Source organism: Delftia sp. WSY_22 (assembly GCF_043104185.1).
In the GTDB taxonomy this organism is placed as follows: Bacteria; Pseudomonadota; Gammaproteobacteria; order Burkholderiales; family Burkholderiaceae_C; genus Comamonas; species Comamonas tsuruhatensis.
Genome location: NZ_JBICKN010000020.1, coordinates 78,429 through 103,639, shown reverse-complemented (window position 1 = coordinate 103,639; position 25,211 = coordinate 78,429). Strand labels below are relative to the sequence as shown.

At 63.5% G+C, this 25,211-nt stretch carries 22 protein-coding genes and 2 pseudogenes; 11 read left to right on the top strand and 13 right to left on the bottom strand.

The features are described from left to right. Positions 1-338: 338 nt before the first annotated feature. From ACF8NF_RS12850 to ACF8NF_RS12825, 6 genes are all read left to right on the top strand, one after another. Positions 339-1,577 carry an alpha-xenorhabdolysin family binary toxin subunit A gene (locus ACF8NF_RS12850; protein ID WP_392450696.1) on the top strand — a complete coding sequence of 413 codons (1,239 nt, stop codon included), beginning with the start codon at positions 339-341 and terminating at the stop codon, positions 1,575-1,577. Between the two features lie 65 nt (positions 1,578-1,642). Then, positions 1,643-4,087, top strand: coding sequence for a hypothetical protein (locus tag ACF8NF_RS12845; protein WP_392450695.1), 2,445 nt, complete (start codon positions 1,643-1,645; stop codon positions 4,085-4,087). Between the two features lie 8 nt (positions 4,088-4,095). Beyond that, the gene (locus ACF8NF_RS12840) at positions 4,096-4,731 is read left to right on the top strand and encodes a hypothetical protein (protein WP_392450694.1); all 636 of its coding nucleotides are present in this window, start codon (positions 4,096-4,098) and stop codon (positions 4,729-4,731) included. 26 nt (positions 4,732-4,757) lie between these two features. After that, a complete protein-coding gene (locus ACF8NF_RS12835) occupies positions 4,758-5,381 on the top strand; it encodes a hypothetical protein (protein WP_392450693.1) in 624 nt (207 codons plus the stop codon). Between the two features lie 120 nt (positions 5,382-5,501). Next, complete coding sequence (locus ACF8NF_RS12830) at positions 5,502-6,905, top strand: MFS transporter (protein ID WP_392450692.1); 1,404 nt, start codon at positions 5,502-5,504, stop codon at positions 6,903-6,905. A gap of 158 nt (positions 6,906-7,063) precedes the next feature. Further along, complete coding sequence (locus tag ACF8NF_RS12825) at positions 7,064-7,501, top strand: OsmC family protein (protein ID WP_016447025.1); 438 nt, start codon at positions 7,064-7,066, stop codon at positions 7,499-7,501. A 66-nt stretch (positions 7,502-7,567) separates the two neighbouring features. Here the strand turns inward: ACF8NF_RS12825 and ACF8NF_RS12820 are convergent, their stop codons facing one another. Continuing rightward, positions 7,568-8,368, bottom strand: a complete 801-nt coding sequence (locus tag ACF8NF_RS12820) for a SprT-like domain-containing protein (protein ID WP_154834241.1) — start codon at positions 8,366-8,368, stop codon at positions 7,568-7,570. Positions 8,369-8,486: 118 nt separating this feature from the next. Between ACF8NF_RS12820 and ACF8NF_RS12815 the strand changes: the two genes are divergently transcribed. Beyond that, complete coding sequence (locus ACF8NF_RS12815) at positions 8,487-9,626, top strand: helix-turn-helix transcriptional regulator (RefSeq protein WP_126311388.1); 1,140 nt, start codon at positions 8,487-8,489, stop codon at positions 9,624-9,626. Between the two features lie 4 nt (positions 9,627-9,630). After that, positions 9,631-10,752 carry a helix-turn-helix transcriptional regulator gene (locus tag ACF8NF_RS12810; protein WP_392450691.1) on the top strand — a complete coding sequence of 374 codons (1,122 nt, stop codon included), beginning with the start codon at positions 9,631-9,633 and terminating at the stop codon, positions 10,750-10,752. 72 nt (positions 10,753-10,824) lie between these two features. Here the strand turns inward: ACF8NF_RS12810 and ACF8NF_RS12805 are convergent, their stop codons facing one another. From ACF8NF_RS12805 to ACF8NF_RS12775, 7 genes are all read right to left on the bottom strand, one after another. After that, positions 10,825-12,321 (bottom strand): hypothetical protein, encoded by a 1,497-nt coding sequence (locus tag ACF8NF_RS12805; RefSeq protein WP_392450690.1) that lies wholly within the window; start codon positions 12,319-12,321, stop codon positions 10,825-10,827. A gap of 320 nt (positions 12,322-12,641) precedes the next feature. Continuing rightward, entirely contained in the window at positions 12,642-13,301 is a 660-nt protein-coding gene (locus tag ACF8NF_RS12800; RefSeq protein WP_392450689.1) for a hypothetical protein, read from the bottom strand. 266 nt (positions 13,302-13,567) lie between these two features. After that, the gene (locus ACF8NF_RS12795; protein WP_034367088.1) at positions 13,568-14,152 is read right to left on the bottom strand and encodes a flavin reductase family protein; all 585 of its coding nucleotides are present in this window, start codon (positions 14,150-14,152) and stop codon (positions 13,568-13,570) included. A 47-nt stretch (positions 14,153-14,199) separates the two neighbouring features. Continuing rightward, positions 14,200-14,832: an NAD-dependent dehydratase gene (locus tag ACF8NF_RS12790; protein ID WP_034367090.1), complete on the bottom strand. Its 633-nt coding sequence runs from the start codon at positions 14,830-14,832 to the stop codon at positions 14,200-14,202. 218 nt (positions 14,833-15,050) lie between these two features. Beyond that, positions 15,051-16,151, bottom strand: a complete 1,101-nt coding sequence (locus tag ACF8NF_RS12785) for an alkene reductase (protein WP_392450688.1) — start codon at positions 16,149-16,151, stop codon at positions 15,051-15,053. 115 nt (positions 16,152-16,266) lie between these two features. Next, positions 16,267-16,848 carry a TetR/AcrR family transcriptional regulator gene (locus ACF8NF_RS12780; RefSeq protein ID WP_016447017.1) on the bottom strand — a complete coding sequence of 194 codons (582 nt, stop codon included), beginning with the start codon at positions 16,846-16,848 and terminating at the stop codon, positions 16,267-16,269. 34 nt (positions 16,849-16,882) lie between these two features. Then, the gene (locus ACF8NF_RS12775; protein WP_154834248.1) at positions 16,883-17,851 is read right to left on the bottom strand and encodes a LysR family transcriptional regulator; all 969 of its coding nucleotides are present in this window, start codon (positions 17,849-17,851) and stop codon (positions 16,883-16,885) included. A 124-nt stretch (positions 17,852-17,975) separates the two neighbouring features. Between ACF8NF_RS12775 and ACF8NF_RS12770 the strand changes: the two genes are divergently transcribed. The 3 genes from ACF8NF_RS12770 to ACF8NF_RS12760 all read left to right on the top strand — a co-directional run bounded on the left by ACF8NF_RS12770 (position 17,976) and on the right by ACF8NF_RS12760 (position 21,836). Further along, the gene (locus ACF8NF_RS12770) at positions 17,976-18,992 is read left to right on the top strand and encodes a tripartite tricarboxylate transporter substrate binding protein (protein ID WP_203400959.1); all 1,017 of its coding nucleotides are present in this window, start codon (positions 17,976-17,978) and stop codon (positions 18,990-18,992) included. 4 nt (positions 18,993-18,996) lie between these two features. After that, positions 18,997-20,913, top strand: a complete 1,917-nt coding sequence (locus ACF8NF_RS12765; protein WP_392450687.1) for an AMP-binding protein — start codon at positions 18,997-18,999, stop codon at positions 20,911-20,913. A gap of 194 nt (positions 20,914-21,107) precedes the next feature. Then, on the top strand, positions 21,108-21,836 hold the full coding sequence (locus ACF8NF_RS12760) for a DUF4198 domain-containing protein (RefSeq protein WP_016447013.1): 729 nt from the start codon (positions 21,108-21,110) through the stop codon (positions 21,834-21,836). 116 nt (positions 21,837-21,952) lie between these two features. On the opposite strand, the gene ACF8NF_RS12755 is transcribed toward ACF8NF_RS12760, so the two are convergent. From ACF8NF_RS12755 to ACF8NF_RS12735, 5 genes and pseudogenes are all read right to left on the bottom strand, one after another. After that, positions 21,953-22,666, bottom strand: a complete 714-nt coding sequence (locus ACF8NF_RS12755; protein ID WP_016447012.1) for a hypothetical protein — start codon at positions 22,664-22,666, stop codon at positions 21,953-21,955. A 116-nt stretch (positions 22,667-22,782) separates the two neighbouring features. Next, positions 22,783-23,262: a hypothetical protein gene (locus tag ACF8NF_RS12750; RefSeq protein WP_061287880.1), complete on the bottom strand. Its 480-nt coding sequence runs from the start codon at positions 23,260-23,262 to the stop codon at positions 22,783-22,785. Positions 23,263-23,394: 132 nt separating this feature from the next. After that, a pseudogene (locus ACF8NF_RS12745) lies at positions 23,395-23,502 on the bottom strand (hypothetical protein); the annotation flags it as partial. 215 nt (positions 23,503-23,717) lie between these two features. Further along, positions 23,718-24,380, bottom strand: a complete 663-nt coding sequence (locus ACF8NF_RS12740; RefSeq protein ID WP_392412016.1) for a hypothetical protein — start codon at positions 24,378-24,380, stop codon at positions 23,718-23,720. Positions 24,381-24,390: 10 nt separating this feature from the next. After that, positions 24,391-25,203 (bottom strand): annotated as a pseudogene (locus ACF8NF_RS12735) (RHS repeat-associated core domain-containing protein); the annotation flags it as partial. Positions 25,204-25,211 lie beyond the last annotated feature (8 nt).

Sequence of the window (25,211 nt, the reverse complement as noted above, 5' to 3'; positions counted from 1 at the left end):
CAGCTGCCAAGCTTGGATCTGTTACCCATGTCCTTGTACTGATGTGTCACCTATGAGTGTGAGTCGTACCGTGCTCATTGCCATGGGTCGCGCAAGGGACAGGCTCCTCGGAGCGTGAGAGAGCTGTCCGGCTGCTGTCCTTATCCCCAGTGCTGTATGAATTTGTGTCACTTGTTTGGGGGGCATACAGGGCCATGGCGGCTACCTAGCATCCGGTTGACTGGAGCGCAAAAGGAGGACGGGCGATGACTGCGGTGCGGTCATTTCTTCAACGCCGCCGCTTGTTTGCACACCGATTCGAGGCCGAATCCGGCCTTTCACCATCAGGAGCCTTCGCCATGTCCGACCCTGCAAACTCAACGAATGCCTTCACTCCGTCTGCCGATATCTACAAGGGAATTTCCGTTCTCAGTTCAGAGGACTGGATCGGGCTGACGACGTTCTTCGAGTCTGCAGTCACCGACAACCCGACCACTACGGAGCTGATGCGCGCCATGCTGGGCATGCAGAAGCAGGATGATTTCAGGCCGGAGTTTTCCGAAGCGGTGGAGCTGTTCGTCACGCTCAAGGGTGTCGGCCAGAAGTTCAAGGCCGATGTGCAGGACAAGATGCTGACGCTGGCCGACGATGTCGTTCAGTACAACGATGTGGCGGCAACCACCTATGAACGGCTGATCGAGCTGGTGGACCGTTTCGATCTGGAGGGGGCGCCCACCCCATCGGCGGAGCCGGCGGTGGAAGCGAAATGGAAGGCCCTGGTCAAGGTTTGGGAAAGCGATACGCCCAGCGGGCGTTCGGAGCAGATCAAGCGCAATTTCAGCAGCGCGCTGGAGCAGTTGATTGAAGACGCCAATGCGCGTTCGGTACGTGCCTTCGCGCTGCAGAACTCCATTCTTGACAACGGCAACGGAATACTGATGCGCCTGAATGCCTGCAAGACCGCATTCAATGGACAAAAGCAGAAGTTCACGACCACTCTGGGCGCCGAGGGTGCTGCCAACCAGAAGCTGAAGGCCGCCGTGGAGAAGCTGGAGAACGACTTGAAGGCTCTGCGCCGCAAGGAAAAGGATGAAGTCATCGTGCTGTCCACGTCTCCGGCCTATCTGGCGATTCCGCTTTTCGGGCCGCTGATTCTGGCGGGGGTGGATATCGGTGTGGGTGCGGACCTTGCGGTCACGCGCAGGAAGATTGCCGAGAAGGTGGATGAGGTGAGAACCATCCAGGCCACGATGGCCACGAACGAGCGATTCATCGGCTACTACAACCGAAGCAATGATCGCTTTGACAGCATCAGCAAGAGCATCGAAGACCTGGGTCCCAAGCTCAAGACGCTGGGCGAGGCATGGCGCGCGATTTCTGCCGATCTGGGCAACCTACACAAGGTCTTGAGCACCACCGGACGCAAGTCCCTGCAAGGGGAAAACTGGTTCAGCCTGACGGTGGTGCTGGGCACGGCCAAGAAGGGCTGGGCGCGTGTCGCCGGACAGGCAGACCATTTCCGCCGCTTTGGCGGCACGCCGAAGAAGGCGCAGAGCGTGGACCAACTGGTGGAGCTTGCCAGCAAGAAGGCAGCCTGAGCGATCTGCTCCGGCCTTTGTCCAACCGCTGCACAGGTGCAGTGCCTTACCTGGAATCACCCGCCATGACTTCAGCAATGACTCCCGCGCTCACTGCCGCGATGACTCCCATTGAATTGCGCACCCTGATCGATCGCTACCGTGCCGAGGGCCTGGTGCCGCCAGGGCCGCTGGTCTGCAGCGGTGGCCGCGCGCCGGACGGCAGCTTCAATCCCTTCGGCACCGTGGCCGATCTGGTGGTGGACCTGAAGGTGTCGCTGGACGAGGCCGACGCGGCTGGCCTGCAGGCGCTGGACATCCATGCCGATACCGTGGTGGTGCCCGAGGGGTTCGACAGGCGGCTTGACGGCGCGGTGCGGCGGCTGACGGTGGTTGCCCGCCGCATTGTTTCCGAAGGCACGACGGTGCTGCGCATGCTGCATGACGAGGGCAACGAGCTCAGCAGGGTGCGCATTTTCGTGGAAGCCGTGGAGGGCCGGTTCACGCTGTACGGCGGCCCCACGCGCGACACCCCTTATGCGCTGGAGGAGGCTTGGGACACGGTGGCGCGGCCGCGGTTCAGCAATTTCCTGTGGCAGGACAACCGGGCTGTGGTGAAGCACACCCCCGTGCCGCCCGGCCTGCTGGAGCATGGCGAGCCGATGCACAGGGTGCTGGCCGCGCTGTTTGCCCTGAGCGCCGGCATGGCGGGCAGGCCCGGCCACAGCGAGGCCGAACTGGCGTTGTGCCATGAGGCGCTGGGCTGGATCACGCGCTGGTCAGGGGTCGAGTCCGGGTTTGGCGAGTTGATCCAGGCGGCGGGTTCGCTGCAGCGTCTGCTGCCGGTCATGGGCGTTGACGGGCTGGCCAAGCCGATTCCTGATCTGAGCGCCGGAAGCTACCTGTCGCTGGCCAAGGCCCGGCAGGAGGTGATGGCGGCCATGGAGGCCCACCTGCGCAGCCTGCGCGCCAGCGGCGAGCTGGCAGGTGCCGTGGGCAGCGTCGCGCAGGCGTTTGCCGACCGGGACACATTGGACCTCAAGACGCTGGAGGCACGTTGCACCGAGCTGGAGCAGCGGCTGATTCAGCAGATCGAGGCCCTTGACCGCGCCGCACGCACGGTGCGCCAGGAGGAGCTTGAAGCGGAACTTGCCGCCATGCGGCTGAAGCTGGCGAGCGACGTTGCCCAGATCGTGCGCACCGTGAAGATGAGCCTGGAAATCGCCTTTGGCGTCATCGCAGTCGCGGGCAGTGTGGCCGCCCTGTGCGTGGGCGTGCCGCCCGACCCGAAGGCGCTGACCGAGACCGGTCAGAAAGGCGTGCTCGGCCTGAAGGACTTGTACGGGCAGGCCAAGACGCTTGGCGGCAGCATAGACGGCCCGCTCAAGGCGCTGAAGGCCCTGGGCCAGTCGTTTGCCATTCCGCTGCAATGGGCCAGGCACAACTCCAGCACGCTCAAGAATCTGGTGGATCCCGCCAAGGGCGCATTGAATGCGGTGCTGCCGGTGATCCGCGGGCCGCTGGGCGGGCTGGATGTCGAGGGGATTTCCCGGGAGCTGGGCGACACCATGCGTGCACTTGCGCTCATGCCGGATGCCAATGAAGCCAAGGCCGCCTGGACGGTGCTGGAAAACGATGCAGTCAACCGGCTGGATCTGGTGCTTGCCACGGAAGGCACCGAGGCGGCCGTGCGCAACGCTGCCAACACCCTCAAGACACAGGTGCAGAAAGTGGCCGTCTATGGCCGCCTGCTGGCTGAGCAAAGCGCATCCAAGAATGCCATTGCCCGTGAGCTTGCCACGCTCAAGCTGGAGTACGTTGCGGTGATCGGCAAGCGCAAGCGCCTGCAGGCGCTGGAGCAGCAGGTGCTGACAGAGCTGGAGCGCAGCTCGCGGCTGCAGGGGGAAATCACCCTCAGGGCAGAAAGTGCGCGCCGCGGCTTCTTCGTGGACTGCTTCGGGGTCCGTGCCGCACAGGCCTACGAGACAGGCAAGCAGCCCGGCCACCGTCTGTCGATGCCGGGCACGGCCGCCGCCATGGCAGATGCACACGCCACCCTGCTGGCAGACCACGCCAGCGCGCAGGCGGCCAATGCCAGGACCCAAGGGGATCTGCGGCGGGAATTGCGGGTCACTGACGCCGCGCTGCTGCAGCAGCTGGCGCATGGGCAGCCCATCAGCCTGTCCATTGCCACCAGCCATCCGGCACTGGCCAGCTACCGCCGCATCCGCCTTTCGTCGGTGCAGGCCTGGCTGGAGTTTGCCGATGCCTCGGCCCAGCGCATCGATATCGACATGGTGACCGGCAGCGACTTTCACGACAGCACGGGCAACGGGGACGAGAGGCTTTTCTGCTCGCCCCTGAAGATCAACTTCACCTACGCCGGCGACCAGATCGAGTTCTCGCAGCATCTGGGAGATGTCTGCCCGACGCCGTTCACGACGTGGCTGATCGAAGTGCTGGAGCCCCGACAGATGCCGGCAGCGCCTCGGGCCCTGCGCCTGTTGATGGCCGGCACTGCCGCCAGATGAGCCGGCTTTTGTGGCTGCCCGCCGCTGCCACGGCGCTGTGCTGCGGTGGCGCCATGGCAGCGAGCTGCCGCGTCGAAGCCGAGCCGGCGCGTGAGCCAGTCGCAAGGCAGGTATGGACCGATATCGCCGAGTTCTCGTTCGTGACCGGGCTTGATCTGGACGATGCCAGCGGCCGCATGACGCTGGTAAGGAGCCTGGAGAGCATGCAGTCGTTCCCTTCGCTGAAGGCGGCATCGGCCGCTTGGGGCACGCTGCGTACCCGTATCGACGGGCTGGCCGATACGGTGCAAAAGCTGGGGCAGGCCGTCGGGCGTTTGCAGCAGCTGTGCGACCAGCTGGATGCCGTTTCGCTGGCTCCCGACGCACCGCTGGACGAGGCCCGATGGAATGCGGGTGTCGCAGCCGTCGAGACGGAGATGGATGCGGCTATTGCGGCGGCTGCACCCGTCGTGGCGCAGCTGGAAAGTCATGCCACGCTGCTTCGCGTGGCCGCCGCGCACCATGCCAGGCAGCCGCCACCGGCAAACGCGGTGGTCCGCCTTGGGCCCGCGCCCAGGCGATGGCAACGGAATTCAGCACCCTGGCATTGCGCTGGCGGGCCGTGGCCTCCGACCTTGCAAATGCTCGCCGCATCTTGCCGGTAAGGCCGGTGCGTGGTTCATCCGTGCCCTTGATCGCCATGACGGCCGCCATGCGGGAACTGGCACGGATCTCCGCCGAGGCACACGCACTCTCGGCCCAGCGGCTCAGCGATGCGGATTTTCGGCGCTACGAGACGGGCGACTACCTGTACGACCAATGCCCCATGCTCAAGGACCGCCAATGGGTCGGGCTGCAGAACCTGTATTGGAGCGAAAGGCGCAACGCGGTAGCGCTGCTGCAGGGCTCGGGGCTTGTGTCTCCCCCCGGGCTGTACAACTTCGAGCCATGGCAGATTTCCGTCCCGGCCATGATTCTGGGCGCCGACAGATGGAGGTTCATGCGCACCGGCAAGGGCTATTGGCTGGTCCAGAATGCGGCTTTCGGACCGGGCACCACGGCGCTCGATGTCACCAGCGTGGCCGGGAAACCGCATCTTGAGCTGAAGATGACGGCGTCGGCGGGAGACTCCCCACGCTTCAGCGGCCAGCAATGGCGCTGTGCGCCCAGTGACCTGCCGGGCCAGTTCCATCTCTACAACCGCTTCCTGTCGGATGCCATCGTGCTGGACACGGCCAATGACAATGGCATTGCAGTCATGCTGCCGGCCACCAGCCGCTCGTCTGGCCAGTATTGGCGTGTGATCGAGCGGTAAGAGGTACTTGGGGGCAGGACCCCCTTGATCTCAACCGCACTTGAGGTTGCATGCTCCAGGCTTCTCGTCGCCATGGCACTGCGCCATGGCCGGCGCAGACCCTGCAACCAAGAAGCATCCATGCCCCATCAAGATTCCCTCACGCTGGACGATCAGGTCCGGCCGACGACCACCGAGAGCGGGTCCATCCTGTCCTCCCCCTACCGCCTGACGACGATCGGCATCGTCTCGCTGGTGGCCTTGATTGCCTTTGAGGCCCTGGCCGTGGCCACCGCCATGCCAGCGGTGGCCCGCGCGCTCGATGGGGTGCCGCTGTATGCGGTTGCCTTTGGCGTGACCCTGGCCACCAGCGTGGTGGGCATGACGGTGGCCGGCGGCTGGTGCGACGCGCGCGGGCCGGCGGCGCCGCTGTGGTCTGGCATGGCGTGTTTTGTGGCGGGGTTGCTGCTGGCGGGCTTTGCGCCTTCCATGCCGGTGTTTCTGGCGGGGCGGCTGGTTCAGGGGCTGGGGGCCGGTGGCATGTCGGTGGCGCTGTACGTGCTGGTGGGCCGGCGGTATCCCGAGGCACTGCGGCGGCGCATTTTTGCGGCGTTTGCCACGGCCTGGGTGGTGCCCGCGCTGGTGGGGCCGGCGTTGAGCGGCCTGGTGGTGGAGCACCTGGGCTGGCGCTGGGTGTTCCTGGGCGTGCCCCTGCTGGCCTTGCCGGCCGGGGCGATGCTGCGCCCGGCGCTCCAAGGCCTGGGCGGCCATGGCCAGGGCATGCAGGGCGGTGTGCGGCGCGGGCTGTGGGCCCTGGGCGCGGCCACGGGCATCTGCCTTCTGTATGTGGGCGGGCAAAGGCAATCGGCGGGCGCCTTGGGTGCGGTGGCGGTGGCCGCGGCCTTGTCGCTGGTCTGCACCTGGAAGCTCTTGCCGGCCGGCACGCTGCGCGCCGGGCGCGGGCTGCCCAGCGTGATCGCCTTGCGCGGGCTGGTGTTTGCAGCGTTCTTCGGGGCCGAGGCGTTCCTGCCGCTGGTGCTGGCGCGCGAGCACGGGCTGTCAGCGCCCATGGCGGGGCTGGTGCTGAGCGCGGGTGCGCTGGGCTGGTGTTCGGCCTCCTGGTACCAGGGACACAGCCGCAACGGCTGGAGCCGCCACCGCTTCCTGCGTGTGGGCACCAGCGCGGTGCTGGCGGGCGTGCTGCTGACGGCATCCGTGGCCTGGCCGGCCGTGCCCGTGTGGATGGCGGTAGTGGGCTGGATCGTGTCGGGGCTGGGCATGGGCCTGCTGTCGGCAAGCCTGTCGGTGCTCACGCTGTCCATGTCCGCGCCCGGCGAGCAGGGCGCCAACAGCTCGGCCCTGCAGCTGTGCGAGGCCATTGCCGTGGCGGCCACCCTGGCCATTGGCGGATCGCTGTTCGCGGCCTTGCTGGAGACTTCGGCCCAGGCGGCCTATCTGGCGAATTTTGGGGTTGCGGCGGGGGCGGCGGTGCTGGCGGCGGTGATCGTGGGGCGAACGGATACGCGGCAGGTGTTTGTGGGGTGAGGAGGCCGGCTTTGCCATCACAAAGATCGCTGGATGAGTGTTTAAGCCTGGCTCTGTAGGACGTGCGCGCAGGGGCTGGCGCGCCCCGGGACCACGCCTTGCCCTGTGGCGCATGTGCTGTGATGGCGGCTTGTCCAACCAACGCACAGGAGAAACACATGTCCGAGAAAACCGCTTCCGTCCATTGGGAAGGTGCAGGCAAGACCGGCCAGGGCCGCATCAGCACGGAGACCGGCGCGCTCAAGGACCATCCCTACGGGTTCGGCAGCCGCTTCGGGGATGACCGCAAGGGAACGAATCCCGAGGAGATCGTGGGCGCCGCACATGCGGCGTGTTTCACGATGGCCTTTGCCTTTGCCTGCGAGAAGGCGGGCATCGCCACCGAGATGCTGGACACCACGGCCAAGGTCCGGCTTGCCAAGGATGGCGAGGGCTTCAAGATCGACCGCATCGCGCTCACGCTGCAGGCCAAGGTGCCTGGTATCGACGATGCGCAGTTCCAGAAGATCGCGCAGGAGGCCAAGTCCCAGTGCCCGCTGTCCAAGGCACTGGCAGGCGTGCCCGAGGTGACCCTGGTGGCCACGCTGCTGCATTGAGTCCGCACAGGCGCTTGTGCCGGGAGGTGGGGCGGGGCAGGTGAAGCACTCTGGCTTGCCGAGTGCTCAATCCTGGGCTGTGAAGCCTTTGCCGCAATCGCCGCAGATCAGGTTCAGCCCCGGCTTGCCCCAGACATTGACAGGCGCGGCGCAACCGCCGCACCGGTACTTGATGCGCAGGGACTTGTTGACGGGCTGCACGGTGGTCTCGCCGGTGGTGGAGCCCGGCACCGCCACCGAGGTGCCCACGGGCCGCACGGCTTCGGCCAGGGCGGGCACGGAGGACATGGGCGGCTGGGTGCCCTGCATGCCCTGGAGCTGCGTGGCCATGCTCCACTGGCCCGTGACCACATGCTCGATGGCCGGGAAGCGGTCGTACCAGCTCAGCTGGAAGCGCGTGGTCAGCAAGGCATCGCAGGCCGCCAGGAAGGGGCCGCCCGCCACGGCGTAGTCGGCCATCATGTCGCCCGTGCGCCGCCCGCCGGGCCGGCCCGTGGACGAGGGCATGAGGCCCAGCGATTCCAGCTTGTCCGCCCATTCCTCGTTGTGATAGCGCGCACGGCCCGGCTTGCCGAAGTGGTGCTGCCACAGGTGCGTCATCTCATGCACCAGGGTCTGCAGCGTCTCGATGATGGGCACCGCCGCGAAGTAGGCGGGGTTGAGCGCAATCTCGTCGGTGGTGCTGCCGTCCAGCGAGGCAAAGCGCGCGGCAGAGAAATAACCGCAGGTGCGTTTCTCGCGCTGCAGCGTGATCAGGCAGTGGGGCAGGGCATCGTCAAAAAGGCGCTGGTTGAAGTGCTCGTAGGCCTGCTGCAGTTCGGAATAGGTTTCGCGCGTGGGAGCGGAGCGGACGGGGGCGGCGGGCATTGATGGATTGTGCAATACAACCGTGTGAACATTGCCCCAAATCGACGTGGCAAGACCGGTATCGAAATTCAGAGCTGTCTGATTGAAAATAGCTATAAAGAATCAATAATTCATTTCCATGAAATTTATTGATCGACAGGGTGCCAGTTGCCAAATACCGGGACTGCTGTACGACGGAGTACTTTCCGCTGAGGATTGGCAGTCTGCGCTGGACGCCATGCGGCAGGCGCTGGGCGCGTCCGTTTTCCATTTCTTCACGCTGGGCAGCACTGGTGGCGGGGTGGTCGAGAGCGTGCACAACCACGACCTGGCGGGCATCGATGCCGATAAATTGCGTGAATACGAAACCCACTACGTTGGCGAGGACCTGCGCATGTCCGTCGTGGCGAGCCTGCCCCAGGGCCAGTTCATGCTCGACCATGAGCACTTCAGCGCATGGGAGATGTCGCGCAATGCGGTCTACGTCGATGTGCTGGCGCCCCACGGACTTCGCAACACGCTGGGTGTCAAGGTGCGCGACGAAGGGGGGACGCAGGACTTCCTGGGTTTCATGCGTCCTACGGATCGTGGAATCTATGGCGCACAGGAGCGGGTCTTCATGCAGCAGTGGATGCCCGATCTGGCGCGTGCCGCCCGCCTGCGCATGCACATGGGAGGACTGGCGCGGCAGGCGGCTTTGGGATTCACAGCCCTGGACAACTTGCCGCAAGGCATTGCACTTGTGGATTCAAATTGCCGCATCCACTACTGCAACCCCTCGGCCGACTGCCTGCTGGCAGCTTTTTGCGAAGCCTTGTCTGTGCGCCACGGCCTGCTGCGCTGCGTTGACGGGCAGGCCCAGGCGCAACTGCTGCATCTTGTGGCCCAGGCTTGCGGCCATCATGCACAGGGCCTGGCCGGGGCGCTGTGCCTGACGGCAGGCTCTGCGTTGCGGTTGATGGTGACGGTCCTGCCGCTCAAGCCCAGCCATGCCGCTGCGTTCCGCCAGCGGCCCATGGCTTTGCTGGTAATGGCGGATGCCGGTACGCCATTTTCTGGCCCGAGTCCCGGACTCGTGCAGGAAGCGCTGGGTTTGTCGCCCTCGGAAGCGCGTCTGGCGGTGCTGCTTGCCACGGGCAGGACCGTCAAGGACTACGCCCGGATAGAGGGGTGCAGCTGGCATACGGCGCGCACCCACATGAAGAACCTGATGCGCAAGACAGGTTGCCACCGGCAGGTGGAATTGGTGGGGCTGCTGCAATCCCTGCAGCCGAGGTGAGTCCGTGCAACAACGCATTGATGCCATCGCCGGTCAGCTGTATGAGGGGGTGCTCGCTACCCAGGCCTGGAGCGAGGCGCTCGCGGGAATGTGCGCGCAATTGCAGGCGGGCGTCTTTCACTATTTCACGCTGAATGCTGGCGAGGCAGCCGTTCCGCAAAGCGCAAGCAATCTGGAAAGCTTCGGTCTGCATCACGGCTTGATGCAGGAGTACGAGACACACCACGCGCACAACGACCTGCGGATGGCAACCGTGCAGCGGCTGCCCGTGGCCCAGGTCATGCTGGACCATGAGCACATCAGTGCCAGGCAGGCGTCACAGAATAGCGTCTATACGGATTGGCTGGTTCCGCTGGGACTGCGGCATACCGCCGCTGCCACCGTTCGCGTGGAAGGCAATGCGCGTGATTTCATCAGTTTCATGCGCCCCAGGGATGCCGGCGTCTATGGTGCACAGGACAAGGCATTCCTAGAGCATTTGATGCCGCACATCGAGCGGGCCGGCCGCTTGCGCGCGCGCATGGGCCAGCTATGCGGCCAGGCAGCATGGGGACTCGCGGCACTGGATGCGCTGGCGCAGGCACTGCTCGTCGTGGATGCTCGGTGCCGGCTGCAGCATTCCAATCCGGCGGCAGAGCGCCTGCTCGCAACATTCGGCACGTTGCAATGTGTGCACGGCGGGCTGCGATGCACATCGGGCGAGGCGCATGCACGCTTGCAAGGCTTGGTCTCCGCCGCTTGCGCCAATCCCGCAAAGGCGGCTGCCTTGGTGCTCCAAGGCAGCCGGCCCAGCCAGTCCCGGCTCAGGCTGACTGCGTTGCCTCTGGCGGCCAACCATGCGTTTGCCGCGCCGTGGCAACAGCCCCTGGCCCTGATCTTTCTGACGTTGCCCGGCTCCATGGTTTTGCAGAATCAAGGCCTGGTGGGCGAGATGCTGGGCCTGTCACCCAGCGAGACCCGCCTTCTGTTGCTTCTGGCAGGCGGAAAGACCGTGAAGGACTATGCCTTGATGGAAGGATGCAGTTGGCATACGGCGCGCACCCACATGAAGAACCTGATGCGCAAGACGGGCTGCCATCGGCAGGTGGAATTGGTGCAACTGCTGCAGGGGTGGGGAATGGTGTGAACAGTCCCTGCCCATCGCGCAGCGCCTTGCGGGCTGGGCGATGGATTGGGCGCTGGTCACGCAGCCCTTGCTTCAGGGGGTGTATTGCAGGTTGTAGTACATCTCCCTGCCGTTGCGGTCAGCGTAGACGAGGAGGAACTCGGCATAGTTCGTGGCCGATGCACCGTCCGGCTTGCCTCCAAAAGGTATGGTGGCCGAGGTGGCTCCTTTGGGCACAGGCACGGTCAGGTTGGACGTGCGTACCGTGGGCAGGCCGGAGGCAGACCCCGCCGCAGCGCCCTGCCGGTAGGAACTGAGTACTGAAAGTGCTATGGGCATGCTGCCCGCTGGCGGTTGCGCAGCCGACCAGACAACCTGCGCGCTGCCGCCGCCGGCCTTGAAGCCGGCCACGATCTCGCCCTCTGAGGGCGAGATGGTGTTGAACTGGGGATAGGCATTGACAGGTATCTGCGCAAACGGATAAGACCCGCTCTTCAGCGTGACCTGATAGGTGGCGATGGGTGTTTTGCCTTGCTGTCCGTTGACGGCTTTCCAGCCATCGTCGGCATGGATATCGAAGCGCACCTCGGTTCCCGCTGCCAGGCCCAGCGCTGCGAAACGGTTGTCACCGTCTGCCATGGCGGCAGCATCGAACCCGCTGCGCACGGTGGAGCCCCACGAGTCGTTGGCCACACCCAGTTGCGCGTTGGTGCAATCTGCCGTGCCGGCGTTGGCCACGTCGTTGCTGGCGTTCGATCGACACTGCCGGAAGTTGTTGGTGTCCGCATAGCTGGCGTTGCCCCGCACGCCTTGCATTTCGGGTGCATCGCGCATGATGCGTGGCGACAGCAGCTTGAGCGAGTTGCGCGCGCCGCCTGCTTTCGCCGACGGCCAACTGACAATGGCGTAAGTTGCCAGCCGAGCAGGATCGGAAATGCCAAACTGCACCTCGCGCCGCAAGTGGAACGGACTGGAGGACGGTTCGCCGTCGGACAGCTGGCGTATCACATTGGCGCGGTTGCGCGACACCAGTCCCACGCTTACCACGCGCTGATTGCCCAGGCTGCGCATCTCGGCTGCATTGCGGGGAGTGGCGCAGGTGCCGCTGCTGCTTCCTGCGATCAGCGTTTCACGCTGGTCCCTTGTGCTGGTCCCGTCCGTGAATTTTTCGTCGTAGCTGATATCCACCTCATGCCGTGCGGATCCGTCGGCATTGGTGGCTTTGCGCTCTGCCAGGATTTGCAGATTTTCGAAGCTCCGCCCAATCTGGTAGGCATTGGAGGCCTGGACCTGGGTCTGGTTTTCATCCCAATGGGTGATCAGGCGCTCCTTGCTGCTGCCGTTGCCCAGGTAGCAGTCGTCGAGGTGCGCAAAGCGCTCGGTGCCTTTGGCGGGCAACTGGGTGGCGGTCAGAGCCTGTCTGGTATCCATGTACTTCTGCACCAACTCCTGGGTCGTTTGTGTTGGTGGTGCAACCGGGGGCGTCACTTCGTTGTCTCCGCCACCGCCACTGCCACCTCCGCAAGCCGTAAGCGCGAGCACGGCACCGGCGATGAGGGTGGGGCGCAATTTGGGGGTCTGCTTGGTCATTGGGTATCTGCCTTTCAAACGATTGGGAATGGGCGGCGCAAGGATTCGATGGTTTCCCTCATCCGCCTAGACAGCAGTCTTCCCAGCCATGGTGCGCAAGGCCATACCGCATTTGCGGGATGGCTTCGGCACCGGCTCTGGGATGAAATATTTTTTGAGCGGAGTTTTCAGGAGCTGCAGGCACTATTCGCTTTATTTTGCGATTGGCCCTTTGTAAACATCAAAGCTCGCAGGACTGTTGCAGCACCCAGGAGTTTATCGAACGAATTTTTTATTGAGCTGGTCAATATGCGGTCATATCCTCTTCCAGGATGCGAAAACTAATTGACGATGGTGAGTGATCCATAGGAGCCCTGGCCGCCACGCACGCTATAGAGCTGCGTGCGTCCCGCGCCTGTGGCCCCGCTTACCGTCACTTCCCCTGTATTTCGATCCGCATAGGAGCACGCTCCCTTGTTGCCGCTGCCATTGATGGCCCGTATGCCAAGATAGCTGACTCCTGAGCTGACGGGCACCTCAAAACAACTTGGCTGGTTGAAAAGTTCGGAACGAGCAACTTCCCTTTCATTCAATGTGATGGCTAGAATATCTCCATCCTCGCATTCATTGTCTTTCATGCAGACATCGATATATTTTTGGCCTGCCATATTTGTATTTGCGCTGAAATTCCCCCAATCTGCCAATTGCTGATTGATGGCGTCAGAAACGAACTGGTCCCAGGAAATGGTTTCGTAAGGTGATATCCGATAGCTGCATGACCGGTTGTCCTCGATTTCCTTGTTGACAGTCGTTTTCTTGTCGGGTGTGCCACTATCCCAACGGATGGACTTGAACAGGTATTTGTCAATTTCTCTTTGCAATTCGGCCGGTGCCACGCGTGGTGGACTATCAATGCAGATCATGCGCTGATCGCCCATGATAGGACCGGTGAGCTTGACACGCTTGCCACCATCTCCTGTGGCGACTGCGATGGCATCCAAGACTTCCTCTGCACCACTGCACCCTGTCATCAAGACCGCGATGGGACACGCGATCAAGGAAAAGACAAGCTGACGCGTCCACTGGTTTCTTGTTGAGTTCCATTCCATTTTGATTCCCTTCAGTTGATGTGAAAAATAACACCCACGGGAAGGAATAATGAATTGTTTGTCCCAGTGAAAATATACCGCAGATGCGGTATTGATCTTCAGGACGCAGCAAGCATTGCAGTAGAAGTACTGCCAGATTTCTGAAATGGAAAAAGAAACTATTCTTTGCTTTCCTGCACCCTCAACGCCTGCCCAATCGCATAGAACTGCCCACCCGCCACGTAGTGCAGGCTGCGCAGCGCGGGGTCGGCGTCCTCGAAGTGCCAGTGGCCGTTGCGGAACACGCGGGTGTCGGACCACGCGCCCACGATCTCGCCGATGAACAGGTCGTAGGCCTGCTGGTTGTGGGGCTCGGGGATCAGCCTGCAGGCCAGCCAGCCGGCGCAGCCGTCCACGAAGGGCAGGTCGAACCCGTCCATGCCGAACAGCTGAACGCCGCTGGTGGCGAGCTTGCCGGCATCGGTGGACAGGCTAAGCGTGCCGACCTGGTGCGTGAGCTGCAACTGGGCGGCCGTAGGCACCTGGATCACGAACATGCCGCTGTGCTCGACCAGGGCGCGCGTGGCCGTGGCCTTGTCAAGCACCACGGTGAGCTTCGGGGGCGCAAAGTCCAGCGCGCAGCACCAGGCTGCGGCCATGACGTTGTCCACGCCGCCGTGGCGTGCCGAGACCAGGACGGTGGGGCCGTGGTTGATCAGTCGGTAGGACTTGGCGAGATCGACCGGGGCGATATGCGGGTTCATGCAAGGGTTCCTGAAGGGTTCTGTTTTTGCGCGTGCAGGCGCCGGGCTCATTCGGCCAGCGCCTCGGAACCCACGATATGGACACCGGGCCTGGCGTTGACAGCTGCCTCTATCAAGGCATGGGCGATGCGGTGTGCGGGGTTGAGCCGCCAGCGCCGGGGCAGCAGCGGGCCCAGGGCGCCAAGAAGGCTGACCATGAAGCGCTCGCCCGCCCGGTGCTCGGTGCGCGGGCCGCTGATCAGGCCGGGGCGCACGAAGGTGAGCGATGCGAAGCCTTGGCTTTGCAGGTCGCGCTCCAGCTCGCCCTTGACGCGGTTGTAGAAGATGCGCGAGCCGGCGTCGGCGCCCATGGCCGAGTTCAGCACATAGGTGGGCGTGCCGTGCCGATGGGCCAGGCGGGCGGCCAGCAGCGGGTAGTCATGGTCCACGCGCCGAAAAGCCGGCTGGCTGCCGGCTGTCTTGATGGTGGTGCCCAGGGTGCAGACCAGGGCATCGGCCCGCCACCAGTCGGCGCCTTCGGGCAGGTGCTCGAAATCGACGATGGGGGCGAGCAGCCTGGGATGCGCCGGCAGCGCCCGGCGTACCGGGGCCACGACACGGGTGATGCGGCTGTCGGCCAGGGCCTGTTGCAGCACCTGGCTGCCCACCAGCCCCGTGGCGCCTACGATCAGCAGTTGCATGGCTTGGTCTTTCGATGGGGACACGGATCAGCCAGTGTGCCGTAGATGGCGTGGCGCATAAAACTGGTGCAGCCCAAGGCAAGGGACACCGAGGAAGGGCCTACGCCGGCCGCGCCGCCCCGTACCGAGGGTGTCGCCGGCTGCCCGGACGCCCCCTCCCGCGAAGCGAGAGGGGGCGCCGTGCAACGGGGGAAGCGGCGTAAGCCGCTCAGGGGGAGTTACGCCAATGCAGGCCAGTCGATGTAGCCCTGGGCGCCGCCGCCGTAGTAGGCCTCGTGCGGGGCCACGGCCAGCTCCTTGCCGTGGCGCAGGCGGGCCACCAGATCGGGGTTGGCGATGAAGGGGCGGCCGATGGCCACGGTATCGACCAAGCCCTTGGCGCGGCGGTCCATGGCCAGTTCCAGGTCATAGCCGTTGTTGCCCATGTAGGCGCCGTCAAAGAGCTTGCGCAGCGCGTCCAGGTCCACGCCGGGCGGCAGTTCGCGCGAGCCGCCGGTGGCGCCTTCCACGACGTGCAGGTAGGCCAGGCCGAAGCGGTTGAGCTGGGGGATGAGGTAGCTGTAGAGGGCCATCACGTCGCTGTCCAGCGGCGTGTTGCCGGCGTTGGGCGTGACGGGCGACAGGCGGATGCCCACGCGGTCGGCGCCCCAGACCTTGGCCACGGTGTCGGTGACTTCCAGCGTCAGGCGGGCGCGGTTTTCGATGCTGCCGCCATAGGCGTCGGTGCGGTGGTTGGTGGAGTCGCGCAGGAACTGGTCGAGCAGGTAGCCGTTGGCCGAGTGCACTTCCACGCCGTCAAAGCCTGCACGCTTGGCGCATTCGGCCGCATGGCGGTATTGCTCGACGATGCCGGGGATTTCGCTGGTTTCCAGGGCGCGGGGCATGGACACCTCGGCCACGCCGTTGGGCGTGAAGGTGACGCCTTCGGCCTTGATGGCAGAGGGGGCGACAGGGGCCACGCCACCGGGCTGCAGGTCCACGTGCGAGTAGCGGCCCACGTGCCACAGCTGGGCCACGATCTTGCCGCCGGCCGCATGTACGGCGTCGGTGACCTTCTTCCAGCCGGCGACCTGCTCCTCGGTCCAGATGCCGGGGGTCAGGTTGTAGCCGCGGCCCTGGGCCGAGATGTTGACGGCTTCGCTGATCAACAGGCCTGCGCTGGCACGCTGGGCGTAGTAGGTGGCGTGCAGTTCGGTGGGCACGCCGTCGTCGCCGGCGCGGCTGCGGGTCAGCGGGGCCATGACGAAGCGGTTGGCGAGCGACAGGCCGCCCAGTTGGGTGGGAGAGAACAGATCGGTGTGAAGGCTGTGGTCGGTCATGGTGTGCAGTGGTGGTGGTTGAACAAAAAGGAAGAGGGATGGGTAAGAGGTGAAGGGTTTGAAGTTGACCAGTCGTCTACAAACAAGACAAATAAAAAGCAGCGGCCAGGCCTGCTCAGCCCAGCAGCCGCTTCGTGGAAACAAGGGCTGCGGCAAAGGGCTCCTCATGCCGGCCCAGCTTGGACAGCAGGGAGGCACCCAGCCACAGCTGGTACAGCGATTCGGCCAGCGTGGGGGCATCCATGGTGGAGGTGATGGAGCCGTCGGCCTGGCCTGCGCGCACGCAGTCGGTCAGGCGGGTGATGATGGCGTCGGTGCCGGTGCGCAGCACCGAGCGCATGTCGTCGGACAGGTCGCAGACCTCGGGGCCCAGCTTGACCACCAGGCACTGGCCTCCTGCATGGGCCGAGCATTGTTTCTGTGTCCAATGGCGGAAGTAGGTCATCAGCCGGGAGATGGCCGGATCGGGCGTCTCCATGAGCGCATCGATCTTGGCCAGGTACTCGTCGAAGTACTCCTGCAGCAGGGCCTGGCCGAACTCTTCCTTGGACTTGAAGTAGTAGTAGAAGGAGCCCTTGGGCACGCCCGCGGCCGCGACGACCTCGGCCAGGCCGACGGCCGTGTAGCCTTTCTGGGTCATCAACGCCTTGGCCACATCAAGGATGTGCTGGCGTGTTTCCTGTGCGGGTTTCTTCATGGGATCGAAGTCTAACGAAAAACCGACCAGTCGTCTACAAACTTTGTTCCAGCGTCACTCCGGCGGTCGCAACGCCTGTGCCGTCGGGCAAGTCACCCGGCCGGATGATGCGCGCAAGGCCCATCCTGTCGCTCAGAAAGTCGATCAAGGCCCGGGCGGCGCCGGACTGGAAGCGGTTGGGCATGTACAGCATGAACATGCGGCCCTGGTTGATGCTGAATTCGTAGTCCTGCATGGCCAGCACGACGCGGCCATCTTCCACCTGGCGGCGCACCATGTAGTCGGGCACCAGCCCCACGCCCAGGCCGCCGGTGATGCAGTCGCACAGGAAAGGGTAGCTGCGCGACATCAGCGTGGGCGTGATGTCCAGCTCCTCCAGCGGCTGGCCGTTCCGCGCAATCTGCAGGCGCACCTTGCCGCTTTCGCCGCCCGATGTGATGAGCGGCGTGCGCGACAGCTCGGACGGGGTCTCCGGCAGGCGGTGGCTGCGCAGCCAGTCGCTGGAGGCGCACAGGCTGTAGCGCACCGGCCCCATGTCGCGCGCCACCAGCATGGGCGGCGGGTCGGACATGACGCGGATCGCGATGTCCACGCTGTCCTTGAGCAGGTTGTCGATGAAGTTCTCCAGGCGGATGTCCAGCACCACCTGCGGATGGGCGCGCTTGAACTCGATCAGCCACGGCGCCATGACCAGGTGGCCGTAGCCGGTGGGCACGCTCAGCCCGATCTTTCCCGAGATGTCGTCCGTGCTGCTTTGGGCCAGTTCGCGCACCAGCTCGGTCTCGTTGAGGATGTTGCGCGCATGGCGGTAGATGCGCTGGCCGACCTCGGTGGCCTCCACGCCCTGGGGCGTTCTGCGCAGCAGCGATGCGCCCAGGGACTTCTCCAGCCGGGCCAGGTGGTAGCTCACGTTGGCCCGCGACATGTTCAAGAACTTTGCCGCCTGGCTCAGGTTTCCGTGTTCGATGATCTGGACAAGGATGTTGAATGCCAGGAGATCCATGCGCTGCAGTCCAAGGGGGGTGTCAATATTGTTTGACATGATGTCAACCGCCGCCGCCATTGTCAAAGAGGGTGCGCTGGGCAGAATGGGCCAGCCAGAACACATAAGCATTCAAGGAGACAAGATGGCAGGCATCACAAAAAGACAGGCGCTGGCCAAGGGCATGGCGCTGGGCGCCATCGGCGTGGCTGCGTTCGCATCGCTGTGCGGCGCGGCGCAGGCCAATACCGATACCGGGGCCTGGCCCGACAGGCCGATTCGCCTGGTCGTTCCCTTCCCGCCGGGCGGACCCACCGATGGCGCGGCGCGCGTCTACGCCGAGGCGCTGGCGCGCCAGCTGGGCCAGCCCGTGGTGATAGAGAACAAGCCCGGCGCATCGGGCGCGGTGGCGGCAGGCCAGTTCCGCACGGCAGCGCCTGACGGCTATACGCTGATGATGATGGTCACGCCCACCATCATGGCGCCGCATTTCTTCAAGAACGTCAAGTTCCACCCGGCCACGGATTTCGCCCCGGTCACCAAGATCTATGACTTGCCCAATGTGATTGCGGTCAATGCGCAGTCCTTGCCCAAGGTGACGGACCTCAAATCGCTGTTCCAGTACGCCAAGGCGCAGCCCGCCACGCTGGACTACACCAGTTCCGGGGCGGGCAGCTCGGGCCACCTGAGCATGGAGCTGATGAAATCCGCCAGGCTGCACACCATGCAGCACGTGGCCTACAAGGGCAGCGCGCCCGCCATGAACGACACGCTGGGCGGCGTGGTGCCGGTGATCTATGCGGACATGGTGTCTGCGCTGCCCCATATCCGCAGCGGGCGGCTGAGGGCACTGGCCGTGGGAACGACGCAGCGCGTGAAGGCGCTGGACGGCGTGCAGACCATGGCCGAGCAGGGCTTTGGCGGCTATGAGGCGTCGTCCTGGGGCGGCCTGGTGGCACCCAGGGACACGCCGCGCGCCATCATCGACAAGCTCAGCGCCACCTCGCGCCAGCTGCTGGCCACCGACGAGGTGCGCGACCGTTTCGAGAAGATCGGCGTGACGGCCGCCTACCTCAACCCCCAGGACACCGAGGGCCTGATCCGCAGCGACTACACGCGCTGGGGCGAGGTGGTGCGCACCAACGGCCTGGGCGCGGAGTGAGCCCATGGCAATGAGTCCTATTCCTGCGCAATCCATGTTCCGGCCCCTGCGGGCCGTGCGTTCCCTGGCCGATGTGGAGGCCATCGAAAGCCAGCCCATGGCCGGGCTGATCACGGCGCAAACGGTCTACGACCTGTTTTGCAACTCCGCGCGTGAGCACGGCCAGGGCAGGGCGCTGAGCTTTCTGCCCCAGGCCGGCAGCGTGGATGATGCCCGGCACCTGAGCTATGCCGAACTGCTGGGCAAGATCCACCAGACGGCCAACGCCCTGCATGCGCTGGGCATGGGCGCCAGCGACACGGTGGCCATCCTGCTGCCCGGCTGCATGGAGTACCACTTTGCGCTGTGGGGCGGCGAGGCGGCGGGCATCGTGCAGCCCATCAATCCTTTGCTGAGTGCCGAGAAGATCTCTGCCCTGATGCGGACCACGGGCGCGCGCTTTCTGATCGCCTGGGCGGACGAGGACGATGCCGGCATCCGCGAGAAAGTCACGGCGCTGGATGCGGACCTGGCGCATGTGCTCTGGGTCTCGCATGAAGGCCGGGTTCCCCAGGGGGATGGACAGCGCTGGCCCGCCAGCGATCTGAACGCCGCCCTGGCCGCCCAGCCCTCCGACCGGTTGGTGAGCGGGCGCCAGCCCCAGGCCGGCGACGTGGCGGCCTACTTTCATACCGGGGGCACCACGGGTGCGCCCAAGATCGCCGTGCAAACGCATGGCGCCCAGGTCTACACCGCCTGGGCCAGCGTGCAGATGCAGGGCCTGAACACGGCCGACCGCACCATCAACGGCTACCCGCTGTTCCATGTGGCCGGAGTGCTGCCGGGCTCGCTGGCCTGCTTCTCGGCCGGGGCCCACGTCATCATTCCGACCACGGGGCTGTTTCGCAACAAGGCCGTGATTGCCGGCTTCTGGCGCATGGCGGCACAGTGGAAGCCCACGCTGATGTCGGCCGTGCCCACGGTGCTGGCCGCGCTGGTGGAGGTGCCGCTGCTGGGGGCCGATGTGTCCTCCATCCGCTACTTCCGCACGGGCGCCGCGCCGCTGTCGCCGGAGGTGGCGGCGCGCTTCAAGGCGCACAGCGGCTTCCATGTGCACGAGAGCCTGGGCATGACCGAGATGACGGGCATCTCCACCATCACGCCGCCCGGCCTGCACGCGGCAGCGGGCCATGTGGGCCTGCGCCTGCCGTTTGCGCGCCTTGCCGTGCGCCGCATGGGGCCTGACGGCAGGCCATCGGACCAGGAAGCGGCGGCCGGCGAAACCGGCATGGTGGTGTTCCGGTCGCCCAATCTGTTTTCCGGCTACCTGGGCGGCATCGCGCCGTCCAGCTACCTCACCGATGACGGCTGGCTGATCACGGGCGACCTGGGCTCGGTCGGCGACGATGGCCTGCTGCGGCTGCGCGGGCGTTCCAAGGACGTCATCATCCGCAGCGGCCACAACATCGATCCGCAGGTGATAGAGCAGGCGCTGGAGCGCCATCCCGCCGTCAAGGCCTGCGCCGCCGTGGGCGCACCCGATGCCTATGCGGGCGAGGTGCCTGTGGCCTTTGTCGCGCTCCACCCCGGCGCCCAGGCCGATGAGACCGAACTGCTGGCCTTTGCCGCAGCCGGCGTGGACGAAGCGCCTGCGCGCCCGCGCTATGTGCGCATCATCGATGCGCTGCCCACCACCAACGTGGGCAAGGTCTACAAGCCACGCCTGCGCAGCATGGCTGCGGAAATCTACGCCCGCACCCTGGTGGCCCAGGCGCATGAGCGCATGGGCCTGCCGCTGCCGCCCGCCGACAGCACCACGCATGCGGAAGGCGAGGGCTTTGTGCTGCGCCCGGCCAGGGCGGCTGACCGGAGCCCTTGGGAGCAGGCCGCTGAGGCGCTGGCCTTCACGGGCGAGCCGGTGCGCATCGAGGATGCCGCCTGAGCGCTGGGCCGGACCCCATTGCAGCCACCTGGTGAACTGCGCCGGGGCGGTGTGCAATGCGCATAGAATGCAAACCATTCGCATTCAATAATCGATGCGGCGACATGCGGCCGCACCCCACTCCCCAAGCACGTTCATGCCGTCGGCCCGTTGTGGCGCCGATGGCTGTTTTTTTGTCCTTTGAGGAAGCTGCAATGAAGAAACACTGGATTCTTGTCTCCGCACTCCTGGCCGCCAGCGGCGCCAGCCAGGCCCACCAGATCTGGCTGGAACAGCCGGCCGGCGAAACCGCCGTGATCCGCTTTGGCGAGTTTGGCGACAACCTGCGCGAGACATCGCCGGGCCTGCTCGACAAGTTCGGCAAGCCCGTGGCCACCCTGGTGTCTGCCCAGGGCGAGAAGGCCGCCGACGGCCGCAAGACCGGCACCGGCTTTGCGCTGCCCTTCAAGGCCGGCCAGGGCGAAAGCATCGTGGCCGAGGATGCCGGCTATCCGCTGTACACCAGCAAGAAGGGCGAGCAGGAACTGCGCAACTGGTACCACCCGGCCGCGCGCCTGATCACCGGCTTTGCCGCCCAGGCCCCGCGCCTGACGCTGGATGTGGTGCCCTCGGGCAAGGCCGGCGAATTCAAGGTCATCTACAAGGGCCAGCCCCTGCCCAAGGCCAAGGTGGTGCTGACCGTGCAATCGGGCTGGAGCAAGGAAGCCCATGCCGACGAGCAGGGCCTGGTGCAGTTCGACATGCCCTGGAAGGGCACCTACGTGGCCGAAGCCACGCACGACGAGCGCAGCGGCGGCGAGCGCACCGGCCCGAACGGTGCAGAAAAATACGACGGCGTGCACTATGTGACCTCGGTCACCTACGTCAAGCCTGATGGCGTCGCCGCCATCCCGGCCGGCCCTGCAGCCAAGCCCAACAAATAGGCACTGCGGCAGGCACTGCGGTCCTGCACGGTCCGCACCGGCCGGTGCGGGGCACCGGTTTCCATGGCGTCCGGGCCTGCAGGCATACGGGCGCGACGCCAGCCACCAGGCAGTGCTCAGGGCAGGAACGGTGACGACAGCAGCCGCAAGCCGATGGAAAACCACCGCTCCTGCGTGCTGCTGCCCGCGCGGTTGCCGTAGGTGGCATCGACCTGCACATGATTGGGAACCAGCCAGTAGCGCAGGCCCATCTGGTAGAAGGGCTTGCCCTGGTTCTGGCCGAATGTCTCGGCAATCAGCCAGGTGCTCTGGCTCAATTGGGCCTCGGTGGCCAGGCCCCAGGTCATGAGGTTGCGATGCGTCTGCGCCGTGCGCAGCCAGCCCACGTTGGTGTGGAAGAACAGCCGGTCATCGCGCAGCGAGAACGTGACGGGCACATAGGCGTACAGATCCCCCCGGCCCTGGCCCTCGTCATTCGGATGCCGGGCATTGCCCACGGCCAGGCCCCAGCCCCAGCCATTGGGCTGCAGTTCCTTGAACAGGGTCTTGCCCTGGATCACCACATCCGTGGTCCGGCTGCTGCCGTCCTCTCGCGTGCGTGCCGCGCCCAGCGTCAGCTCCAGATTGCCCGTGAAATTGCAGGCCGGCTGGGCCCAGAACTCCGTGCTGTCCTTCTTGGACTTGACCCAGCTTTCCAGCTGGCAGGACTTGGCATCGACGATGCGGGCATCATCCGTGATCATGGGCCGGGCTGCATGGGCCGGGCTGGTGTCGAGACAGGCTGCCAGGCCCAGGGCTGCCGCCGTCCAAAGGGAGTGGGAATTGCGCATGGCCCGCCATCCTAAAGCCGAAAAATGACGCCACCAGAACATTGTTGTGCCAGGAGCGCCACAACAACGGCTGTGCACGGATTTCCCCCATATGGCCCATATGGCCCTATATGCCCTTATATGGCTGGCACATCGAGGCACAGACGCAGACCCGCCATCTGCCCGGGCATGTTGGCCAGCGGCAGCTGAAGCTCCGTCAGCAGCATGGCCTGCTGCATGGGATGCTGAAACGGATAGAACGCCGCCGCACCGCCACGGATGCGCCACTCGTGCGGACTGGCCTGCAGCCGGGTGAACGTGGCAACCGCCAACGCCGCCACTCCCCAGGGATTGGAGGCCGCGCGGTTGAGCTGCCCATCGCCAAACTGCGTCAGGCACACATCACCGGACAGATCGCGCTGGGGAACTGCGTCCCCGCTGGAGAAATCAGGCCGCTCCAGCCCATCGCACAGCTCCACATGCTCTTCAATCTGGTGCTCGGCGCTGTAGCGAAAGCGCTGCACGGTGTGCCAGCCGATGCGGCGCTCCACGATGTTGCCGTGCAGGTCGTACTGGAAGCGCAGGTCCTGGTAGACGGCGAGCCGGTTGGTGGGCACCTGTTCGCGTTCGTTGCTGGTGCCGCCGCTGCTGAGGTCTCCACCACGGTTGGGGTTGAGCAGGTTGCCTGCGGGGTCGAACGCGAAGGTTTCCAGGTTCCGGCCCGAGGTAGGCGATCCGCCGGCAGCATTTTTCTGGGCGGCAAGGATGCGGCCCAGGGCGTCGTAACGGTACTGGCTGTCGCCGCGCAGGCCGTCGCGCGTGGCGACGAGGTTGCCTGTGGGGTCGTACTGGTACAGGCGGGCGATGCGCTGGCCGGACCGAGCTTGTCAATTCATTTATGCACTGAAATAACAGTGCATGGCCAGGGATTTATGTAATTCTTCTGAAGAATAAAAATAAGGTCATTTTTATTGTAAAATGAAAGCTATTCTTTAATGTGAAATATATTTCAAAATTTCATTGTGGCGACATATTTTACTGAAAATAAAATTACTTTTTCAATAAAATATAATTAAGATCTGCTCCATATTTCTGCAAGGCCACCATTTTTTGCATGGGTCGTTATCTTGAAAAGACCATTATTATCGTGGTGATAATGGTATTCTATATCATCTGCCCATCCTGATGCATAGGCTGTTTCTTTAGATGGCAGATTATCAATGGCTTCTATTATATTTATGGAATAATTATTATTTCTTCCAACAATTATACTGACTAAGCTTCCGTCTTTTTCTTTGGATGAATACCCGTAACCATTAAGTCGTGGAAGATTCTTTACAGAATCTTTATATGGAAGATCAATGTGATGTACATTGGCGATATCTGATGATAAATATTCCCCATATAAACTTGTGGATATGAAGTTGCAAGACTTTTCCTTCGGGGCAATGATTATTGTTGGATGATTATTATTAAATGCTGTTGAGAAATTGCCTTTTTCGATGGCTTCAAAAGGAGAATCATATTTTTTCTTCAGAAGCTTTGGTGAATTGAACCCGTCTATTTCTGAACGATAAGGAATCGGATTAAAAAAATCACCTTTTGAATAACGCCATTCATCGACTTTTGGAAATGATTCAATATGTGCATTTTGTGAAATATTATTAGATGCGTCTTTAAAATTGATCAATAATGTATCTAGGATTTTCTTTATATCTGCGCGTTCATTTATCATTTAAATTTCCTTATAAGCAACAGCAGGAAAAGGCTGCTTTCCAACTACCATTTTCAAGTCGTCGCCCTATATCCTCTAGGGCAGCCTCAACATTGCCTCCTCGCTTTTCAACACCTTTCAGTATCTGGTATATCAGTTTATCGTTCATATCACTGTGCACGTGAGGCCCGGCATGATAGTTTCCCGTGCTGATGCTCGCCGCTTTGCCTGGATGGTTGGCCATCGCAGTCTGAGATGGATTTGTTCCCCATAATCTGGCGCCATTGGATGCGCTGTCTATTCCAATATTATTTCGGCCTAAAATATCTCTGGAATTCTGGACGTGCCTATTTTTTTTGCAATTTTCCTGAACAATATGATGCGGGGTTTGACCTGGTTGAAGTGGGCGACCAGAGTTTCTAAGGTTTCGTCCCAATTTTGCTGCTGTTAAGCCAAGTATGTCCGCCCATATTTGTGGGTTTACGGCAAATATATAAAAATTGGACCCCCCCTCCAACCCAATCGGATCCTGATGCACAAACCTCCCAACCACAGGATCGTAATACCTGAACCGGTTGTAGTGCAGCCCCGTCTCGCCGTCAAAGTACTGTCCCTGGAACCGTAGCGGTTGCTCCACCAGCGCCAGGCTTTGTATCTCACCCTGGGCGGCCAGGGCCACCGGGCGCTGGTCGTGGGTGAACACCGCCGCATCGTCCGTGCCGGTGCGCAGATACTGCAACTGCTGGGTCTGGCCCCAGAACTTGTAGCTGGCAGCCCAGACGATGCGGCAGGTTTCGTCAGTGAGTTCCTGGGGGGCTCCGACCTGGTCGCATTGGTAATAGTAGGTGGCAA

Excerpts from the sequence above, each read along its gene's own strand:
- ACF8NF_RS12850 (WP_392450696.1), top strand. The coding sequence starts at position 339 with ATGTCCGACCCTGCAAACTCAACGAATGCCTTCACTCCGTCTGCCGAT.
- ACF8NF_RS12845 (WP_392450695.1), top strand. The coding sequence starts at position 1,643 with ATGACTTCAGCAATGACTCCCGCGCTCACTGCCGCGATGACTCCCATT.
- ACF8NF_RS12830 (WP_392450692.1), top strand. The coding sequence starts at position 5,502 with ATGCCCCATCAAGATTCCCTCACGCTGGACGATCAGGTCCGGCCGACG.
- ACF8NF_RS12825 (WP_016447025.1), top strand. The coding sequence starts at position 7,064 with ATGTCCGAGAAAACCGCTTCCGTCCATTGGGAAGGTGCAGGCAAGACC.
- ACF8NF_RS12820 (WP_154834241.1), bottom strand. The coding sequence starts at position 8,368 with ATGCCCGCCGCCCCCGTCCGCTCCGCTCCCACGCGCGAAACCTATTCC.
- ACF8NF_RS12815 (WP_126311388.1), top strand. The coding sequence starts at position 8,487 with ATGAAATTTATTGATCGACAGGGTGCCAGTTGCCAAATACCGGGACTG.
- ACF8NF_RS12805 (WP_392450690.1), bottom strand. The coding sequence starts at position 12,321 with ATGACCAAGCAGACCCCCAAATTGCGCCCCACCCTCATCGCCGGTGCC.
- ACF8NF_RS12795 (WP_034367088.1), bottom strand. The coding sequence starts at position 14,152 with ATGAACCCGCATATCGCCCCGGTCGATCTCGCCAAGTCCTACCGACTG.
- ACF8NF_RS12790 (WP_034367090.1), bottom strand. The coding sequence starts at position 14,832 with ATGCAACTGCTGATCGTAGGCGCCACGGGGCTGGTGGGCAGCCAGGTG.
- ACF8NF_RS12785 (WP_392450688.1), bottom strand. The coding sequence starts at position 16,151 with ATGACCGACCACAGCCTTCACACCGATCTGTTCTCTCCCACCCAACTG.
- ACF8NF_RS12780 (WP_016447017.1), bottom strand. The coding sequence starts at position 16,848 with ATGAAGAAACCCGCACAGGAAACACGCCAGCACATCCTTGATGTGGCC.
- ACF8NF_RS12775 (WP_154834248.1), bottom strand. The coding sequence starts at position 17,851 with ATGGATCTCCTGGCATTCAACATCCTTGTCCAGATCATCGAACACGGA.
- ACF8NF_RS12770 (WP_203400959.1), top strand. The coding sequence starts at position 17,976 with ATGGCAGGCATCACAAAAAGACAGGCGCTGGCCAAGGGCATGGCGCTG.
- ACF8NF_RS12765 (WP_392450687.1), top strand. The coding sequence starts at position 18,997 with ATGGCAATGAGTCCTATTCCTGCGCAATCCATGTTCCGGCCCCTGCGG.
- ACF8NF_RS12760 (WP_016447013.1), top strand. The coding sequence starts at position 21,108 with ATGAAGAAACACTGGATTCTTGTCTCCGCACTCCTGGCCGCCAGCGGC.
- ACF8NF_RS12755 (WP_016447012.1), bottom strand. The coding sequence starts at position 22,666 with ATGCGCAATTCCCACTCCCTTTGGACGGCGGCAGCCCTGGGCCTGGCA.
- ACF8NF_RS12740 (WP_392412016.1), bottom strand. The coding sequence starts at position 24,380 with ATGATAAATGAACGCGCAGATATAAAGAAAATCCTAGATACATTATTG.